This window comes from Geitlerinema sp. CS-897, from assembly GCF_028368005.1.
Taxonomy (GTDB): domain Bacteria; phylum Cyanobacteriota; class Cyanobacteriia; order Cyanobacteriales; family Geitlerinemataceae; genus Baaleninema; species Baaleninema simplex.
In genome coordinates this window covers 1-19,559 of sequence record NZ_JAQNCQ010000194.1, presented here as the reverse complement: position 1 = coordinate 19,559, position 19,559 = coordinate 1, and the positions used below count along the sequence as shown (strand labels likewise).

15 protein-coding genes are annotated in these 19,559 nt (G+C 53.9%); 5 read left to right on the top strand and 10 right to left on the bottom strand.

Annotated elements, in window-relative coordinates:
• Positions 1-6: 6 nt before the first annotated feature.
• Positions 7-783 carry a DUF928 domain-containing protein gene (locus tag POG22_RS12400; RefSeq protein ID WP_063715872.1) on the bottom strand — a complete coding sequence of 259 codons (777 nt, stop codon included), beginning with the start codon at positions 781-783 and terminating at the stop codon, positions 7-9.
• 596 nt (positions 784-1,379) lie between these two features.
• Positions 1,380-3,980 carry a CHAT domain-containing protein gene (locus POG22_RS12395; RefSeq protein WP_498905561.1) on the bottom strand — a complete coding sequence of 867 codons (2,601 nt, stop codon included), beginning with the start codon at positions 3,978-3,980 and terminating at the stop codon, positions 1,380-1,382.
• A 247-nt stretch (positions 3,981-4,227) separates the two neighbouring features.
• Between POG22_RS12395 and POG22_RS12390 the strand changes: the two genes are divergently transcribed.
• Both POG22_RS12390 and POG22_RS12385 read left to right on the top strand, forming a co-directional pair.
• Positions 4,228-5,412, top strand: a complete 1,185-nt coding sequence (locus tag POG22_RS12390) for a response regulator (protein ID WP_063715874.1) — start codon at positions 4,228-4,230, stop codon at positions 5,410-5,412.
• A gap of 71 nt (positions 5,413-5,483) precedes the next feature.
• The gene (locus POG22_RS12385) at positions 5,484-7,058 is read left to right on the top strand and encodes a bifunctional ADP-dependent NAD(P)H-hydrate dehydratase/NAD(P)H-hydrate epimerase (RefSeq protein ID WP_063715875.1); all 1,575 of its coding nucleotides are present in this window, start codon (positions 5,484-5,486) and stop codon (positions 7,056-7,058) included.
• Between the two features lie 505 nt (positions 7,059-7,563).
• Here POG22_RS12385 and POG22_RS12380 read toward each other — a convergent pair.
• Positions 7,564-7,746 (bottom strand): hypothetical protein, encoded by a 183-nt coding sequence (locus POG22_RS12380; RefSeq protein WP_498905558.1) that lies wholly within the window; start codon positions 7,744-7,746, stop codon positions 7,564-7,566.
• Between the two features lie 16 nt (positions 7,747-7,762).
• Here POG22_RS12380 and POG22_RS12375 point away from each other — a divergent pair, with 16 nt between their 5' ends.
• Positions 7,763-12,067, top strand: coding sequence for a choice-of-anchor I family protein (locus tag POG22_RS12375; protein ID WP_498905556.1), 4,305 nt, complete (start codon positions 7,763-7,765; stop codon positions 12,065-12,067).
• 313 nt (positions 12,068-12,380) lie between these two features.
• Here POG22_RS12375 and POG22_RS12370 read toward each other — a convergent pair whose 3' ends face one another.
• From POG22_RS12370 to rpsP, 4 genes are all read right to left on the bottom strand, one after another.
• A complete protein-coding gene (locus POG22_RS12370) occupies positions 12,381-13,178 on the bottom strand; it encodes a TlyA family RNA methyltransferase (RefSeq protein WP_498905554.1) in 798 nt (265 codons plus the stop codon).
• A 475-nt stretch (positions 13,179-13,653) separates the two neighbouring features.
• Positions 13,654-14,619: a PhoH family protein gene (locus tag POG22_RS12365; RefSeq protein ID WP_017658662.1), complete on the bottom strand. Its 966-nt coding sequence runs from the start codon at positions 14,617-14,619 to the stop codon at positions 13,654-13,656.
• 101 nt (positions 14,620-14,720) lie between these two features.
• Positions 14,721-15,143, bottom strand: a complete 423-nt coding sequence (locus tag POG22_RS12360; protein ID WP_498905552.1) for a KH domain-containing protein — start codon at positions 15,141-15,143, stop codon at positions 14,721-14,723.
• Complete coding sequence (rpsP, locus tag POG22_RS12355) at positions 15,106-15,369, bottom strand: 30S ribosomal protein S16 (RefSeq protein ID WP_017658664.1); 264 nt, start codon at positions 15,367-15,369, stop codon at positions 15,106-15,108. The genes POG22_RS12360 and rpsP overlap by 38 nt, the downstream gene beginning before the upstream one ends.
• A gap of 176 nt (positions 15,370-15,545) precedes the next feature.
• On the opposite strand from rpsP, the gene POG22_RS12350 reads away from it, so the two are divergent.
• On the top strand, positions 15,546-16,376 hold the full coding sequence (locus POG22_RS12350; RefSeq protein ID WP_017658665.1) for a fumarylacetoacetate hydrolase family protein: 831 nt from the start codon (positions 15,546-15,548) through the stop codon (positions 16,374-16,376).
• 18 nt (positions 16,377-16,394) lie between these two features.
• On the opposite strand, the gene POG22_RS12345 is transcribed toward POG22_RS12350, so the two are convergent.
• The 3 genes from POG22_RS12345 to POG22_RS12335 all read right to left on the bottom strand — a co-directional run bounded on the left by POG22_RS12345 (position 16,395) and on the right by POG22_RS12335 (position 18,806).
• On the bottom strand, positions 16,395-16,880 hold the full coding sequence (locus POG22_RS12345) for a Tic20 family protein (protein WP_498905549.1): 486 nt from the start codon (positions 16,878-16,880) through the stop codon (positions 16,395-16,397).
• A gap of 165 nt (positions 16,881-17,045) precedes the next feature.
• Positions 17,046-17,552, bottom strand: coding sequence for a Tic20 family protein (locus tag POG22_RS12340; protein ID WP_498905547.1), 507 nt, complete (start codon positions 17,550-17,552; stop codon positions 17,046-17,048).
• 312 nt (positions 17,553-17,864) lie between these two features.
• Positions 17,865-18,806 (bottom strand): glutathione S-transferase family protein, encoded by a 942-nt coding sequence (locus tag POG22_RS12335; RefSeq protein WP_498905545.1) that lies wholly within the window; start codon positions 18,804-18,806, stop codon positions 17,865-17,867.
• Between the two features lie 27 nt (positions 18,807-18,833).
• Between POG22_RS12335 and POG22_RS12330 the strand changes: the two genes are divergently transcribed.
• Entirely contained in the window at positions 18,834-19,424 is a 591-nt protein-coding gene (locus POG22_RS12330; RefSeq protein ID WP_498905543.1) for a MiaE family protein, read from the top strand.
• The last annotated feature ends 135 nt before the right edge of the window (positions 19,425-19,559 follow it).

Genomic DNA, 19,559 nt, shown 5'->3' with positions numbered 1-19,559 from the left:
GCTGTGCTAGAAACTGACGATTGGTTCGGAAGCGATGGGGTCTAACCCCACTTCGACAAGTAAGTTTTCCCAGGTTTGAAGCAACTGAGTATTGTTGGGACGATGGGTGTATTCCCCTGCCAAGGCCGACAGCGTGTCGTACCACAATCCGGCTTCTCCATACCAAGCCGCTCGTTCGACACGCGAAAGACGGTCGAACTGAGGTGGGAGTTCGACTGCCGAAGCGACTCGGCGCACGCGACCTTCGATCCAAGGCAGATCGGTTTGGGCGGGCTGGCAAAGGATGCCGAGCTGCCAACGATAGATGCGATCGAAGTCTAGCGGCGGCACGTCTGACGGTAAGGTGATGCGGACGATACCCGGCGTCTCGGCTAGGGAAATTTCGCGGCTGTAGATTTCGCGATCGTCTTCGTCTTTGAGGCTGAAGTAAGCCGCTTCGGCGTGGGTTTCCGGCACGTAGGCAAAAAACTCGGGCCGCTCCGACAGGGTCAATCCCACTTGGCGATCGGGAACGAGGGCGGAGAGGGGAACCTCACTGGTCGGATCTTGCCGACATTTAAGGGCGGCCGGTCGGGTCGCACCGCCGGCCGAATCGTCTAAGGTCTCGTCTGTTGGCGGATCGAAGGTGACGTCCGGCACGTTCGTACGTTCGGACTGGCTCGTTGCCACGTCCGCCTTCGCGGTTTTAGCGACCCCGTCGAGCGTACTTGCACCAAACAGGACAGTTCCTGCCAGCGTTGCTGTTAAAAGGCGATAAAGAGAGTTGGGGTTCTGCTCGAACATGACGCCACCTTCGCTCGTTTGTTTTGGCAGAAATTACAGTTCCATGATAATCGATTTTTTGGCGATCGCACGCTATAATTTACGGATTTTTACGCTCGCTTTACACTCACGTCTTGACGATCGTCGGGGGTTTTACCCCTTACGCGATCGTTCGTCCGTAAATTCTCTGGTTTTTTTACGTGAAACTGCGTAAATTGCGATCCCGGCACTGTTGAAATTTGCGTGTTTGTGTCTCAGTAGGGTTTGCTGAATCAATGTGAAATGTATACCTGGTAAGGGTTTTAGGACTTTTTTTCAAAAAAAGGTGCAAGGTTTTGAGATCGAGAGGCTCAAAAACCTTGCATTTTCGTCGGCGATTGCCGATTAAATTGGGAAGCGAGAGTCCAAAACGAACCTGGGGCAAGGTGTGTGGCATCAAAATTCGCTCTCGAGGCTTATTCAGCAAGCCCTCAGTAAGAACGGCTCGAATCGCTGTTTGAAGCCGAGTTTAAAGTGTAAGATTCGATATTTCGAGAGAGTAGGAGTCGATACCCGTCAAAACGGGTCGCGATCGCGCGATCGAGGATTTCGATCGCAACGTTTTTAAAACTCGATCTCTACAGCCAGTTTCCCACTAAAACAAACGGCGACCAATAAAACGGATGGTTGTATTGCGAGGTTTGAATTAACGTCAACTGGGCTTGTCGCAACGCCTCCGCTTTCGATCGCTCGGGATGGCGACGTAAGTGTTCGTAAAACGCCTCCATTAACTGTGGGGTCGAGAGATCGTTGACCGCCCACAGGGTCGCGAGGGTACTGCGAGCGCCCGATCTCACAGCAAACCCCGCCAGTCCCAACGCCGCCCGTTTGTCGCCGGCCGCCGTCTGACAGGCACTCAAAACCAGTAAATCGATGGGAACCCGCGTTCCCGTTTCCCGCGATCGCAGCAACCGATCTAAATCTTTCACCTTAATTTCGCCATCCCAGGTCACCAAATAGGTTTCTTCGGCATCGGAACTAAACTGTCCGTGGGTCGCCAAATGAAGGATAGAAAACGGTCGCTCTCGAACCTGTCCACGAACTCGCGCTTCGGTAAACTCCCGATCTAAAAGAATTTCTCCCGTCAGCAGCGACGAAATTTTCTGAATTTCTGCCTTGACGCCCGGTAGTGCGGCGTATCCTCGCCGAGATTCCGAAAGTCCTCCCATCAAAGCCAAAGACATTTCGGACGACTCGTTCTCGTTCCCTCGTAACAACCGCAAACTCGGAGCGAGGGCGACAGCGTAACGTTCGATTAAATAGCGTTCTCCATCGTGCAAAGCGGCCATGGGCAAGTTTCGTAACATCCCGTCGAGGACGAACACTAAGGTCTCGGTGTCGCGGCGCTCGAGCAAAGATTCAGCCGGTCGGATCAGCCAATCGTAGAGCGTTTGCGCTCGTTCCAAGCGCAAGCGTTCGGGAAAAATCGGATTCAGGTACTGCACCCAATCTTCCAGCGTGCGATCGATCTCCTCTTCTAAGACGGGCGTGGCATAGTGACGTAACGGTTGTCCGGGGATCGAGAGAACAACGGCTAAGCGATCGGGTAAAACAATCGGGTACACCACCACCGCGTTAGCGTCGATGGCATCGATTTGTACCGGTCGAGCGTCGAGACAGGCTTCTCGGAAAAAGTTGTCCAACTCCGCCAGTTGCAACGCTTCGAGGGTCTCGCGAGCTTTTTGAAGGTTCGCTTGGGGAATCTCCGCATCCGGTCCGTTCGGCGTCAGCAGCAAATCCACCAACTGACGGTACACCGGCTCGACGCTGTCGCGAAACGAAAACTGAGCTTCTGGGGCGATCGCCGCTAAATCTCGCCGCAATCCCTGTAAACTCTCGAGGGCACTGCTGTAAACCGAGATGGCGCTTTCGTAATCTCCCTGTTGTTTCAACACGCGCCCGAGCTGCCATTGCCAGCGGGCGGCGATATCGTTAGCATCGACAGTTTGCGCGACCGAGAGCGCCCGTTCGGTGAGTCGCCGCGCCTCCGTCCACTGCTGGCTTTCCTCGTACAAGCGACCCAACTGTCCCAACGCGTAAGCCTCAGAGCGGGGATCGTCGAGTTGTCGGGCTTGCAGGACGGCATCGGCTAACAGTTGGGCGATGGTAGTTCGGTCGAGGGGTAACTCGGGAGTTTGTTCGGACAACTCGAGCCAGCTTTGGGTGAAGTTCACCCGAGCGTACACGCCCCGGCGACTCGGAGGTAGGTCTTCGAGCGCCTCGTACAACGCAGAGAGCCTCGGGAGTGCTACGTCGGGAGTTTTCTGTTGGGCGAACAAACTGGCACTGTTGACTTGTGCCTCGATACGCCCCAATACGGTCGTCGCGGCGGTAGCAGCCCGGTCGTAATAGTCGGCGGCCGCCTCGAAGTTGTTGTCAGCCCGTTCGGTGTTGCCCAAGGCTAGTAAAATCGGGCTGAAGTCGAAGGTCTCGTCGAGTCGTCGGGCGATGGCGAGACTGTCTTCGAGGACGCGCCGGGCTTCGTGGCGATCGCCGAGGACGTAGAGGGCGTTTCCCAAACTGAGGAGTCCCGTAGCTTTGACGGCTGAATCCGGTAGGGTTGCGAGGTCGGCGTTGGCCTCGTCGAGCAAGAGTTGCGATCGCCGGTACAGTCCTAAAACTTGTAACGCTTGAGCGCGATCGATCTCGGCCCCGAGTCGTCCGAGTTCGTCCCCAGCTCGGGCGTACCACCGTCCGGCCTGTTCCCAACTGTTGAGGGCCGCTTCGGCACGTCCGAGGTTGAGTTGGAAGTTCCCCAAAATGTTAAAAGCTTGGGCGTAAACGGCACTGGCTCGGGAGTCGTCCCGCGTCGGGTCGATCGCCTCGATCGCCCGGTCGAGCAAGACCTCCGCTTGACGCCAATGTCCCAAATCTTGATAGGCCAGGGACAGATAGCTGTGGGCTAAGACCGCATCGAGAAACGCCCCCTGACGGTCGGATAGGGTCGCGGCTTGCTGCCAGGCATCGATGGCTTCCGAGAGCCTGCCCGATTCGTAGTGTCGTCGTCCCTGTTCGAGCCACGGCGTCGCGGCGGCAGACGGTTCGACGATGACCGATCGTGCGTTGGCTGCCAGCAGGGGCGGAACGGCAACGCCAAACAGCCAAGCGGCGAGGAAAAGGACGACCGAGGTGGCGAGATGTTTTTTGCGCCGTGAGTTTTTCGTCGCGAGTCGTTTCACCGTCGTTACAGCCCCCCTGGTCTAGCCGGACGAGGACAGGTCGCTCGTTGGATCCGCTTGCCCTGACAATTCGCGATCGTGCGAATTTGCTCTGCTATTTCAATTATCGGCCATCGGCCGCAGAAAACTTGGGTAAAATTACGGAAAACCATCGATCGATTCCTCGACAAAATATACGGAAAACACGGTTGGAATTCGAGGGGAACTAACAGATAAAATAGATAAAACGAACGCTTTTGCCGCCATCATGGTTTGTCATCTACCCGGCATTGCGACGCTCGCCCAAGCCTTTTCGGATATCCAACAACACGAAAAAACGGGAAAACTCGTGTTGAGTGGGCAAGGCGATCGTTGGCAGTATTATTTCCTCGACGGCCAGTTACTCTACAGCCTCGGCGGCCGTCACCGCGTTCGCCGCTGGAACCGCGCTCTAGCACAGCACTGTCCCCACTGGCGACTCGATCTCGACTCGGTTTCGTCGACGGGACTGTGGGAATACCACCTGCTCCATCGGGCTTGTCAGCTAGACGAATCGAGTGCCGTTCGACTACGAGGAGTCGTGGCTTCCGTCGCTCGCGAAGTCCTCTTCGGCGCTTTCGATACGCCAGAAGCGACCTTAAACTGGATACCGATCGCTCGCCCCGAAACGGTTTCGCAGGTGGAGGCATCTCTGCCGAAACCCCAATTCGATCGGCTGTTTCAAGAGGTGGCGGATCTCTGGCAGCAGTGGCAGGGGATGGGACTGAGTTACATCGATCCCGACGACGCCCCGCGATGGCAAGCTCGCCCTGAAACCCCGGCGGGACTCTCGCAATCGTCGCTGTCGGTGCGCCAACTGTTGGGCGGACAGCATACGCTCTGGGACATCGCCCACAAGCGCAAGCGATCGCTGGCCTATTTGACGCGAACGCTACATCACTTCGTTCGACAAGGGACGCTGGAGTTCTGTCGTTTGCCCGATTTGCCATCCCCCTTCGAGCAAAGGCAGCTCGTCGCGGCAGCGGTAGAGGGGGCGCGAAGCACGATCGCCTGTATCGACGACAGCCCCGTGGTCGGGGAACGCCTCAGACAAATTTTAGAACCGGCGGGGTATCGCGTCCTCAAGATTCAACATCCGTTACAGGAAATGGCAACGCTGTTAGCCGAGCAGCCCGAGTTAATTTTCCTCGATTTGACGATGCCGGTGATTCACGGCTGCGATTTTTGCGCGTTTTTGCGAAAAACCTCGGTGTTTCAAGCGACGCCCATCGTGATTTTAACCAGTAGCGACGGCACGATCGATCGCGTCCGAGCCAATCTCAGCGGGGCTTCGGAGTTCTTGAGCAAACCTCCCAAACCCGAACGGGTGTTAGAAGTCGTCCGCACATACCTCAGTCGCCGCAACCCGTTTTCCATTACCTCTCATAGTGAATGCGATCGCGTCGATGTTTGAAACGGCAGTTGGAGGAAGGCGCACCATCGCGTTAACTTAACACAAAAGGCTGTTTCTTCCGACCGATCGTGATGACACCGTTTCCCCTCCCCCTCGATACCACCGATCGCGTTATCGTCACCGCCGAACAGATGGCTGCGATCGAATCTCGTCTGTTCGAGGCGGGAATGCCCGTCGCCGCGTTGATGGAAAAAGCCGCCAGTCGCATCGCCTCGCGTCTGGTTGCGATTCTCGAACGAGACTTTCCCCAACTCACCCCTCACGTGGGCGTTCTCGTCGGACCGGGACACAACGGCGGAGACGCCCTCGTCATCGCCCGAGAACTGCACTTTCGGGGATTTCCCGTGTCCGTCTACCGTCCGTTGGGAGACAAAGCCAAATCCCTAACTTCACAACAGGCTCAGTACGTCCGCAGTCTCGGCGTTTCCTTTGTCGAATCCGTCGAATCTCTTCAAACTTGTGACTTGTTCGCAGACGGATTGTTCGGCTTCGGACAAACTCGCCCCATTGAGGGGGATCTAGCGGAAGTCGTCAACTGGATAAACCAACAACCGCAACCCGTCGCCAGCATTGACGTTCCCTCGGGACTGCATACCGATACGGGAGAGATTTTAGGAACGGCGTTGAAGGCGAAATATACCTTCTGTTTGGGGTTGTGGAAATTAGGATTTTTTCAAGATGCGGCTTTAGACAGTATCGGAAATGCCGAACTCGTCGAATTCGACATTCCGTTAGCAGACGTTCTCGCCGTGTTGGGGGAAACGCCATCGTTGCAACGCATCACGCCTCAGACGGCGTTGGCGGCGTTACCCATTCCTCGCAACCGAGCGACGCACAAGTACAAACAGGGACATTTACTGTTGGTGTGCGGTTCTCGTCAGTATTCTGGAGCGGCAATTTTAGCGGGGTTGGGGGCGAGAGCCAGCGGTGTGGGAATGGTATCGATCGCCGTTCCCGAAACGGTCAAACCCTTGGTTCACGCCCAGTTACCCGAAGCGTTGGTGCTGGGTTGTCCTGAAACGAAGGATGGCGCGATCGCGCGATTTCCCGAGGGGTTCGATCTCGATCGCTACGACGCGATCGCCTGCGGACCGGGGTTAACGCCCCACACCGAGGGGATCGTCCGAACGGTTCTCGAGAGTACGACACCGGTTATTCTCGACGCCGACGGGTTGAACGTGCTGTCTGGCTTGCCCAAGTGGGGAGAAGGACGCCCGAGTTCGGAGTTGACGAACGCCAACCCCCTGATTTTGACGCCCCATCCCGGCGAGTTCCGCCGTTTGTTCCCCCATCTCGAACATTCCCATCCCGTCTTGGCGGCTCGAACCGCCGCCGATCGGAGTCGGGCGATCGTGGTGATGAAAGGGGCGAGAGCGGCGATCGCCTATCCCGACGGGTTTGCGAACGTCAATCCCGACAGTACCCCTGCCCTCGCTCGAGGGGGAACTGGAGATGTCTTGACGGGTTTGATGGGGGGACTCGTCGCCATCGCGATCGCTTGGAAGGTTCCCGTCGAGCCGTCGGTGTCGGCGGCGGTGTGGTGGCACGCCCGAGCGGGGAAACGAGCGGCGATGGAACGAAGCGAGTTAGGCGTCGATGCGTTTACCCTCGCGCAATATCTCACCGATCTTCGGTCGAGGGAATAGGGAACGGACAACGGGCAACAGTAAGGTTCATGCGAAAGATCGGAATACGAACACCGCTCGTTTGTCCTGTTTGTCGCCAACGTTCGATCGATGGAGGCTGTGCTTAAACTGGACTCATACTCCATCGGTTTCCGATAAGCTAGGTTTCAAGAAGTCTTCACCACAGAGACACAGAGGACACAGAGAGGGGCTTGTCTGGCGGGGTAAAACCAGTGTTTGAGATTTGGATTCCGTATCATTTGAGGGAGCGATCGCCGACACCCTTACCACAAAACAAGATTTTAATCTGAAAAGATTTTTTGAAGTTTTGAGATATTTCATGAAGTTTTAACCCAATTCTCGTTTTTTTAAAGAACGTTAACAACGTCTTAACGCGATCGCGAGGAAAAATTCAGTAAATTTGCGGTTGCGAGCCGTCATAAAAACCATAAATTTACTGAGGCGATCGCTCGCTCTCCCAAAAAACGAGAACGTTTTACGTGTTTTTTGGGACACTTAAAGGTTTTTATCGAACGGACAGCTTGCGGTGGCGAACACCTATCGCTTCCCCTGTCCTCGAGTTTTGCGTTTTCCAACTTTGTTTTATCGGTGTTTGCTCGATCGCGACACCGAAGTCTTTCTGCGTCAACATTCGATCGCGCTCTCGTCCGACGCGATCGACGAGACTGACTCGAGCATTGAAAACCATATCAGGACTCATCAATATGGCCGTTACACTTAACCCGATCTCCCGATTTACGACTGGAATTTTCGATGAAAGTGCCGCTGAAATTCCCGCTTACGACTCCATTAGCGAACGATTATTTATCGTTAACGGCGACAGCAACGCCATTGATGTCTTAGATCTCAGCGATCCGCAAAATCCTTCTTCCTTACCGTCGATCTCCCTCGCAAGCTTCGGTGGCGGCCTCAACAGCGTCGCGACCCGATTCAGCGTCCTCGCCGCCGCCGTTGAAAACGACGACGCGACCCAACCTGGCGTTGTCGTTTTCTTCGATACCGACGGAACCCCCACCAGTCAAGTCGAAGTGGGAGCGTTACCGGATATGCTGACCTTTACCCCCGACGGTAATACGATCCTCGTGGCCAACGAAGGCGAACCCGACGGCGGTGTCGATCCGCAAGGTTCCATTAGCGTCGTTGACGTTGCCACCCAAACCGTCTCTACGGCTGACTTTACCGCCTTCGACGGACAAGAAGACGCCCTAAGACGCGAAGGCGTTCGGATCTTCCCTGGAAAAAGCGTTTCCGAAGATCTCGAACCTGAATACATTGCCGTTTCCCCGGATGGAAGCAAAGCCTGGGTGACGCTGCAAGAAAACAACGCCGTGGCGATCGTCGATATCGCCACCGCCACCGTCGAAGATATCGTTCCGCTGGGCTTAAAAGACCACAGCCAACCGGGAAACGGCTTAGACGCTAACGACAACGACGGCATTAACATTCAAGAACTGCCCGTTTTCGGAATGTATATGCCCGATGCGATCGCCTCCTACAGCGTCGGCGGACAAACCTACTACGTCACCGCCAACGAAGGAGACGCCCGAGACGCCGACGAACGAGTCGGAGATTTAACCAACCTCGATCCCAATGCCTTCACCGCTGACGAACTCGTCCAACTCGATCGCCTCGACGTGTCTACTATCGACGGCGACACCGACGGCGACGGCGACATCGATCGCCTGCAAGCCTACGGCGCTCGTTCCTTTACCATTTGGGATAGCAGCGGCAACCCTGTCTTTGACAGCGGCGATGACTTCGAGCGAATTACCGCCGATACCTTTCCCGATAACTTCAACGCCAACAACGACGACAACGAAATCGACGGCCGCAGCGACAACAAAGGCCCCGAACCCGAAGGCGTCACCATTGGAGACGTTGACGGACGCACCTACGCCTTCGTCGGACTCGAACGCATCGGCGGCATCATGGTGTACGACGTCACCGAACCCAGTAACGCCCAATTCGTCGAATACGTCAACGATCGCGACTTCAGCATCGAACCGGGAACTGGGGACGCCGGAGATCTCGGTCCCGAAGGCTTAGCCTTCGTGTCCGAAGCCGACAGTCCCAACGGTGTCCCCTTACTCGTCGTCGCGAACGAAGTCAGCGGCAGCACCCGTATTTACGAAATCCAACCCCAAGCGACCACCAGTGCCAACGTTTTCGTCAACGAGTTCCACTACGACAACGCGGGAACCGATACCGGCGAATTCATCGAGTTAGCCGGGGAAGCGGGAACCAGCTTAGATGGCTGGAGTTTGGTTCTCTACAACGGGACGAACAGTCAGCGATCGCCTTACGACACCGTGGATTTGAGCGGTAACGTCTTCACCGACCAAAGTAACGGGTTTGGCTTCGTCACCGTCGAATTTCCGTCCAACGGTATCCAGAACGGTTCCCCCGATGGATTTGCCCTCGTCGATGCTGCCGGAGACGTGGTGCAGTTCCTCAGCTACGAAGGCAGTTTTGAAGCTGCCAGCGGCCCCGCTGTCGGTCTCATCAGTACTGACATCGGCGTTTCCGAAAGCAGCAGCACGCCGGTTGGTTTTTCTCTACAACTGACTGGAACGGGAACCCAAGCGTCTGACTTTACCTGGACTGCCCCAGATGCCGAAACCCCGGACGCAGCCAACAACGGCCAAACTTTTGGCAGTGGCGGCGGTAACGGCGGCGGTAACGGCGGTGGTAACGGCGGTGGTAACGATATTACGCCGATTTACGACATTCAAGGGGCGGGTCATACCTCTCCCTTCGTCAGCGTGGATTTTAACAATCTGCCCGACGTTTCGAGTATTTCCGGCGATACGGTGACGACAGAAGGGATCGTCACGGCGATCGATTCCAACGGGTTTTACCTGCAAGACGCGACGGGAGACGGCGACATTGCTACTTCCGACGCCCTCTTCGTCTTTACCGGTAGCAGTCCCGGCGTCGATATCGGCGACGAACTCGAGGTCTCGGGTACGGTTTCTGAATTCTTCCCCGGAGGAACGGACACGCGCAACCTCCCCACGACTCAGATCGGTGGCAATCCCACGATCGAGCTGATTAGCAGTAATAACGCACTTCCGACACCTCAAATTCTCGGTCGAGGCGGCCGCGTTCCGCCGAGCGAGAATATCGACGACGACGCGTTTGGCAGCTTCGACCCGGAAACCGACGGAATCGACTTTTTCGAGTCCCTCGAAGCCATGCGCGTTACCGCTCAGGATGCGGTGGCGGTGGCGGGAACCAACCGCTTTGGCGAAATTTTTACAGTGGTGGACAACGGGGTCGATGCTACTGGAATTAGCGATCGCGGTACGTTAAACATCAGCCCCGACGACTTCAACCCCGAGAAGGTGCAAATCGACGAAGATTCTGGGGTCTTTAACTTCGATTTCCCCAGCGTCAACGTGGGGGATTTCTTAGGCGACGTGACGGGGGTTGTCGGTTACAGCTTCGGTAACTTCGAGATCCTGCCGACGGAGGACTTCACGGGCAATATCGTCTCGAACGGTTTGCAACCGGAAACTAGCTCTCTGGCTGGGGGTGAGGATGCGATCGCGATCGCCAGTTACAACGTTCTCAACCTCGATCCCAACGATAACGACGGCGATACTGACGTTGCAGACGGTCGTTTCGAGGCGATCGCCCAACAAATCGTCGATAACTCGAACGCTCCCGAGATCGTTAGCTTGCAGGAAGTTCAAGACAACAGCGGTTCGGTCGATGACGGAACGGTGGCCGCCGACGAAACTCTGCAAACCTTAATCGAGGCGATCGCCAACGCAGGCGGTCCCACCTACCAATTTATCGACAACACCTTCATCACCGACGGTCTCAGCGGCGGTCAACCTGGCGGAAATATCCGCACCGCGTTCTTATACGACAGCGATCGCGTCAGCTTGGTAGACGGTTCGGTTCGCACGATCGGCTCTCAAGCTCCCAGCGAAGCCTTTGCAGGCGCTCGTTTGCCCCTCGTGGCGACCTTTGAATTCCAAGGCGAAGACGTTACCGTCGTCAACAATCACTTTTCCTCGAAAGGTGGTAGCGCCCCCATTCTCGGAACCGAGCAACCCTTCGAGGCTCGCCAGGAAGACGTTACCGTCAACGGCAGCTTAGACGAACGCCAAGCGCAGTCTCAAGCGGTTCAGTCGTTCGCGTCTGACCTGTTGAGTGCCGACAGCGATGCTAATTTGGTGGTTTTAGGCGACTTGAACGAGTTCGAGTTCGTGTCCCCTGTCACGGGTCTCGAAAGTGTCGGCCTGACCAATTTAGTCAACACCCTCGACGAAGACGAGCGGTATAGCTTCATCTTCCAAGGCAACTCTCAAGAGTTAGACCACATCCTCGTCAGCGACAGCTTGGCGAACGGGGCGGAATTCGATATCGTTCGCGTGAATAGTGAATTTGCCGAAACGCCCCAACGCGCCAGCGATCACGAGCCGTTATTGGTTCAGTTAGAGATCGCCGCGACGGACGGGGGAGACGGTGACGACAGCGTCGAAGAGCAACCCCCGGTTTCTGATGGCGACGAGTCGGGTGAATCGGGTTCTCAAGGCGGTAACGCGAACGACGAATCGGGCGAGTCTGGCTCCGCAGGTGGCTCCGTCGGTGAAAATGACGACTCAGATCTAGGAACGGTCGAACACTCGACGCCCGAGTCCGAAATCGTCTCTGGAACAGATGGTTCGGATTGGCTGACGGGAACCGACGACAGCGACATCATTGTGGGCGGACGCGGTGGCGACGTTCTGACAGGTGGCGATGGTGGAGACACGTTCGTCTATACCGACGAGTTCGACAGCGGCGATTTGATTACCGACTTTACTCCTGGTGAAGATGTTATCGATGTCTCTCAACTACTCGAGACTACGGGATTGACGTTTGACGACTTCGGCTTCTGGGAAGTCTCGAGCGGAACTCTCATAACGTTTGAAGGAACAGAATCTTCTCGTCCGTTAGCGTTCGTTCTCGACGTATCGGCCGCTGAGTTGTCGGATATTGCCAATTTCGAGGTGTAGCAACCCGCTTGTTCTGAATTGGGAGAACGGCAAGAACCACACCGTTAAAACTGGCTGCCTCTCACTTTTGTAAAAATCTAAATTTGGGGTAAATTGGGGAGAGCGATCGGCGATCGCTCTCTCCAGCTTCAGCTAAATTGAGGGCATCTCGAGAAATTAATGATTGGAGTGCAGAATAAATAAACGAAATATCCTTTTACATCTCGAAGAATGTCTTTTTTTCTTCTATCAAAGCTAATTTATTCTAAAGGCAATTCAATTGTTTTACTTCGATAGGCATTATCACCCCAAATTCGATCGTTTAAATTTTTATCTACTTCTCTTCTTTCGCGACGCTTAAAACGAACTCGTCCGTTAACTGTGGCGTTCCGTCTTCACTCAACCACATTAAATATTCAATGTTTCCCGCCGGACCGCGAACGGTAGACTGAGTTAAACCACGATCGCACCACCCCAAAATTCTGGCTGCATCTCGAACCTGTGCGATCGCCTCCGCCCTAGCTTTAAAATCGCGCACGACGCCCTTTTTCCCCACTTTCGATCGCCCTACTTCAAACTGAGGTTTCACTAACACGATCGCTTCTCTCGGCGATACCATTAAATTCCACATCGCCGGAAACACTTTCGCTAGAGAAATAAAGGAAACGTCCACGACTCCTAAATCTGGACGGGGATCGTCGTTTGAATACAGTTCCTCGGGGGTTAAATGGCGTAAGTTGGTGCGTTCTTTCAAAATTACGCGATCGTCGTTGCGAAGTTTCCAATCGACTTGTCCGTACCCCACATCGACGCCGTAAACTCGTTTCGCGCCAGCTTGTAACAGACAATCCGTAAAGCCTCCGGTGGAAATTCCGCCATCGAGACACACGCGATCGCGCACTTCCACCGGAAACACCTGCAACGCACACTCTAACTTCTCTCCACCCCGCGAGACGAATTTCGATCGCGTCTTCACCGTAATTTCAGCGTCTTCTGACACTTGGGTTCCCGGTTTGTCGATGGGATGTTGGTTAACGCGCACTTCTCCAGCACGAATCCAGCGTTGCGCCAGTTGACGAGACGGACAGAGATTGCGATCGACCAAAAGGGTATCGAGGCGTTTTTTGGGCATTTTTTAATAGAGCAATCGTGAATAGGTTTTGTAATAAAAATGGAAGAGGGAATAGGGAACGGGGAACGGGGAATAGGGAATAGGGAGCGGGGAACAGGGAACGGGGAACAGGGAAAAGAGATAAAGCTTTTCAGGATTTTTTCTTGTGTTTTAATATATAACCACTGATTTGAAACTGCGATATTTCTTAAATTAATTTTTGGGTCTTCGGAGTTTGAGGTGATAAGCGAATTTTATACCCGGTCAAAACCATTGCTGTAGGGGCGTTATGGCAATGCGCTCCGGTTCAATTTCGTATTATTCATAACAAATTACACCGTAATCTCAGGAGATCCTAATTTTTTTAAATTGCTTGACAAACCGCTTAGTTTTCTTAGGATTTTTCTTTCCAGATCCCCGGCATCTCCCAAGATGCCGGGGATCTAGCCAACTTCACAGCAAAATTCACACCATTCCATACAGCGATTTAATTTCCCTAAGACGGCGAATTTTTTTCATGTTTCTCGTAAGCCGTCACAATTTTTTGCACCAACGAATGTCGCACCACGTCCGCCGAAGTTAAATGACAAAAGGCAATGCCTTCAACGTTTTTTAAAATTCGTTCGGCCACCTTCAAACCCGACATTTGATGATTGGGTAAATCCGTTTGAGTCACATCTCCCGTGACTACCATGCGCGAATTGAATCCCAACCGCGTTAACACCATTTTCATCTGTGCTGAAGAGGTGTTTTGCGCTTCGTCGAGAATTACAAAAGCATTGTTTAACGTGCGCCCGCGCATATAGGCAATGGGGGCAACTTCGACGATTCCTCGTTCCATTAAATCGGGAATTTTTTCCGCATCGATCAGTTCGTAAAGGGCATCGTACAGCGGACGTAAAAACGGACTGACTTTCTGTTGTAAATCTCCCGGTAAAAACCCCAACCGTTCCCCTGCTTCTACCGCCGGACGCGTGAGGATCAACCGTTCGTATTGCTTGTCGAGGAGGGCTTGCACCGCTAACATCGCCGCCAAATAGGTTTTTCCCGTTCCCGCCGGGCCGATGCAAAAGGTCAAATCGTGAGTGCGAACCGCTTTGACATACTGACGCTGACGGAAGGTTTTCGCGCGAATTTCGTCGCCGCGACGGGTGCGCGTGATGATATCCTCCCGTAAGTCCTGTAACTCTCCCTGGCGTCCCGTATCGAGGGCGTGCATCGCCGTTGCGATATCCACATCGGCGACTTGTTTTCCCACTTTCCACAGCGGACCGAGCAACCCTACTAAGTTCTTGCAGCGTTCGACTTGGCTGGCGGTTCCTGACAACATTAACTCTTGACCCCGCAGGACGAGATTCGCCCCCGTTTTACGCGATAGGGTTCTGAGATTAATTTCCTGCTGTCCCGCTAGGGCGAGAGCGTTTTCGGGAGCGAACAGATCGATGGTCAGTCGGTCAGTCATGCATTGCGGTTAGGAAGTGGTTAAGAGAGTGAAGAGGGGAAACAAAAGAGTGAAGAGGGGACAAGGTAGAAAAGGCCAACTGTCCCCACAGTTTGCGGTCTTTAGCTATCCTGGCTGTTCTGAGAGTTCAGTCGGGGAGAACGCGGACGGCGACGGGGCGATCGCTGAGATCGAGGCTGGCGATCGACAGATCCTCCGTTTCGGGGTTTGGGGGAGTCCGGTTCCCGATGAAATTCAGCGCCGCCAAATACGTCCAATACCAGCGATCGACCGGCCGTTTTGGCGATCGCGCTTAAGGTATTGCGAATCGCGGTAATGTTGCGTCCGCCTCGACCGAACACGCGCCCGCGATCGCCTTCGTCAAAGGCCACGCGAACCCAAACTTGAGGTTTGCTCGAACTGTACTCGCAATCGACGCTCAACGATTCGGGCGATTCGAGAAACGGTTCGATCGAAAAACGGACTAATCCCACGAAATCCGGGCTGTTAGGCGTTGCTGGTAGGCTTAACTTGCTCGAAGACATTGGCTTTTTGCAGAATGTGCCGAACCGTATCGGTCGGTTGAGCGCCTTGTTGGAGACGTTTGACGATCGCCGGAACGTCTAAACGAGTTTCGTCAGTTCTCGGGTTGTAGAAACCGAGTTCTTCGATCGGGCGACCGTCGCGGCGCGCGCTGCTTTTCATCGCCACGATCCGATAGCTTACTTCTCGTTTTTTACCAAACCGTTTGAGTCGGATTTTGATTGCCATTGCAGATGGAGGTACTGAAATTTTGAGTCAAGCTCTTATTTTAACATCTTCGCCCCCGGTTCTAAAAGGGTCGGTGCAAGGTTGGCGATCGGGTCACATCGGACGAAATCGGGGGCGATCGTCGGGAGATCGAAACAGAAGGGGTATAATTTACGCTTAAACGCTCACCCATCGGTATGGCACAGCGATACGTCCGAGTCCAAACTGCCCAAGGACGCATTTATTACGGTTTGCTTCAACTCAATCACGCGGTGCAGGTATTCGACGCGCCTCCGTGGTTGAACGGTCAGCCCACCGATCGCGAACTGGCGGCGGAACAATATCAACTCTTAGCCCCCTGCGCGCCGTCGAAAATCGTCGCCGTGGGTAAAAACTATCGAAAACACGCTGAAGAAATGGGGTCGGACGTTCCCCAGGAACCGTTATTGTTTCTCAAAGCACCCACGGCGATCGTGGGAAACAACGAGGCGATCGTCTATCCCGTTCAGTCGCAGCAGGTCGATTACGAGGGGGAGTTAGCGCTCGTTATCGGAACTTCCTGCGAACGCTGTTCGCCCGAAGAAGCCGCCTCGAAAATTTGGGGATACAGCATCGCCAACGACGTGACCGCTCGGGATTTGCAGCGGAAAGATAAACAGTGGACGCGGGCGAAAGGATTTAACACGTTTTGTCCCCTCGGACCTTGGATCGTCCGCGAAATCAACCCCGGCGCGAAAATTCAAACCTTTGTCAACGACGAAAAAAATCCCCGACAGTCTTCACCGATCGATCGCATGGTGTTTCCGCCGGAGATTTTAGTCTCTTACATTTCCCAAATCATGACACTCTTACCGGGTGACGTGGTGTTGACGGGAACGCCTCACGGGATCGGATCGCTGAAACCCGGCGATCGCGTGCGGGTAGAAATCGAGGGAATCGGGGCGTTGGAAAATCCCGTCGTCGCTCGAACTCTCCCCTCGGAACCCTCCACCTCGTCTGAGGAATCCCCATCGGAAGAGTTAGGTTAATTCAGCACGAATTCGGAATTAATAAGGAACTTGCATGTTCACCGCATCGGAGAGGGCGGGAATTTCGGGATAGCGGCCGCGCACGCACTGCACCAGGCTGTATCCCACCGCCGCCACGACGCCTAAAAACAGGGTATTGACTAAGGTTTCGAGCAGGAGGGGAGCGCCTTGCTGCAATCCCGAGGCGAACAGACTCAACAGCAAACTGCTAATGGAGAGGATAATACTCAGGAAGAGGGCTTGCATGGCGTTATAGCGCACGAAGCGATCGAGGTTGGTGTTGCGAACGACAGCAAAGAATAAGATGAAAAAGACCAGAAGTCGTCCGAACGGAATGCTGTTATATAGCTGTATCAAAGGCAGTAGCGGTACGAAAACCACTTGCAGGACGGGAAACTGACGAAAAAGGAAGGTTCCGAAGACAACGCCCTCAACGAGAGGAATCAGATACATGACAGCCGACAAAATGCGAGTAGAGAGCGCCAGGTCGGATCGATCGTTCATAGGGTGAAAACTCCAGAAATAGCAAATTTCGCGTCTCGCTCGACGCTTGTTTTTTATCGTATCGCTTTCTTTGGCTAAATCGAGCGTAAAAGCTCGTGTCCGATCGATTGACAGTGTTGAGACGCACTCGAGAACCGATCGAAGGTGCGATCGCCCCGAATTTCCCTAATATTGTACGTAGTGATAGGCGGCTTCAGAAACGACGGGAAGCTCGGGATAGCGCCCGCGCACGCACTGAACGATCGCGTAAATCGCCGCCCCAAAGAACACCAGAAACAGCAAGTTCGACATGGCGATCGCCAAAAGGTTACTCGAAGATTGAAAAATACTTAACGGAAGTCCAACGAGCTGAAGGACGATATCCACTAAAAACAGAGCAATGGATAGCAACAAAGACTGCATGGTGTTGAATCGCAGAAAGTGATTGATGCGCGGGTTGCGGACGACCGCCAACAACAACACGAAAAACAGAATCAAGCGCCCGAACGGAAAGGCAGAAATTAAGCTGTAAACGCTTATAAAGGGAGAAAGAGGAACGAGAATTAACTGCCCTAAAATGGGAATCTGGTTAAATAAGTACATACCGAAAGTGACGGCTTCAAGTAAAGGCAGTAAGTACACCAAACAGGCAAATACTCGATCGAAAGGGGAACTCGAACCGCGCCAAGTCATGAAAAATCCTCCAATGAAGTGAATTGAGTTGTATAGCAACCCTAAGTCAGTTGTGTAACAAACTTAAGTGGAAAGTTGTAGTTGTAGGGTGGGCATCGCCCACCTTTGACAAAAGGTAAAACTTCTCGAATTTGAGATTGCAGAAAAATCTAGCAGTTGTAGGGTGGGCACCGCCCACCTTTGGCAAAAGGTAAAACTTCTCGAATTTGAGATTGCAGGAAATCTAGCTAACTCGCCAACCACCTTAAAAGGCGTAGGCAATGTCCACTCTACCAGTCTACAATCTTTTCTCTTCCCGCATAAACCTCTGAATCAAGAGTCTAAATCCAAAACTGGCCCGTAGGGAACGATCCCCGTAGGATTGATTTTGTCGTGACTTTTATAGTAGTGCTGTTTGATGTGGTCGAAATCACAGGTCGCTTTAACGGCTGGAATTTGATAAATTGACTTCAAGTATTTCCACAAATTCGGATAGTCCCAGATATGTCGTAAGTTGCATTTAAAATGACCGTAATACACCGCATCGAAGCGCAGCAAAGTTGTAAACATACAGATGTCGGCTTCCGTCATGCGATCGCCGCACAAATAGGGTTGCTGGCTCAAAACCTCCTCCCACCGATCGAGGTTCTCGAACAACTCCGTCACCGCATCTTCGTAAGCGGTTTGCGTCGTGGCGAATCCCGCGCGATAGACGCCGTTGTTAATGGGTTGGTAAATTTTATCGATCGCCCCCTCGATCGCATCGTGGGAGGCGTCGCTATAAAACATCGCGTCGTTCGAGGCGATCGCGTTAAATTGGGTATCGAACATCCGAATGATTTCGCGCGATTCGTTGTTGACGATCGTTCCCGTTTCCTTATCCCACAACACCGGAACGGTCACGCGTCCCGTATAGCTCGGCTCCGCTTTAAGATAGATCTCGCGTAGATAGGTCGCGTCGTTGACGGTATCGGGAATACATCCCGGCGCATCTGAAAAAAACCAGCCGTCCTCACCCATGTACGGATCGACGATCGAAACGTCGATGGCTCGTTCTAACCCCTTCAAGCCTCGCATAATGAGAGTTCGGTGCGCCCAGGGACAAGCTAAACTCACGTATAGGTGATAGCGTCCGGCTTCAGCTTTAAAGCCGCTGCTTCCGTCTGCGGTAATCCCATTTCGGAACGTGGTGTTCGGACGAACGAAGCGACCCTCTCGGTCTTCTTGGTTTCGCTCGCTGACCCATTTTCCATCGACTAACATTCCTAATGCCATTGTTTCGAGCCTCTCGAATTATTTGCGATGCAGCAGCCACGAATTAAATTTCTCCAGCAACCCACCTCTGAAGCTTGGGTCGAACAAGCTTTGGCGAATCTCGATACCGTTCTGCTCGACCACTCCCACTGCGAGCGTAAAGCGGCCGGTGTGGCACTCAACATGATGTGTCGCTATCCTTCCGATGCGAAGCTGGTGGGCGAACTGACGGCGATCGCCAAAGAAGAACTCGACCACTTTCAACAGGTTAACCAAATTTTAGAGCGTCGTGGCGTTCCGTTAGCGCCGTTGGCACCACCTCCCTACGGTGGAAAGCTCAAATCCCTAGTTCGGCGGGACGAACCCCAACGCCAACTAGATTTGTTGTTGGTGGCGGGACTCATCGAAGCGCGATCGCACGAACGGCTGGGACTGTTGGCGGCGCACCTCGAGGATCGCGAACTGGCGGCGTTTTATCGAAGTCTGATGGCTTCAGAAGCTCGTCATTACGGTGCGTACTGGGGGTTAGCCACAGCGAATTTCGATCGCGAGACGGTCGAGGCGCGTCTGCGGGAATTGGCGATCGCCGAAAGCGAAATTCTCTCGACGTTACATCCCCAACCGAGAATCCATAGCTAGTGCAGCGTCAAAACTTAATTTTAGGGTAGACCGAGGCCAGCTTGCAGCGTGCGTCCTCTACCTTCATCTGCCAGTCAACCCCGCGCTGGGAATGGTTAATGTCGCTCGACCAAGCAGCGGTTTCCGCTCGTAACT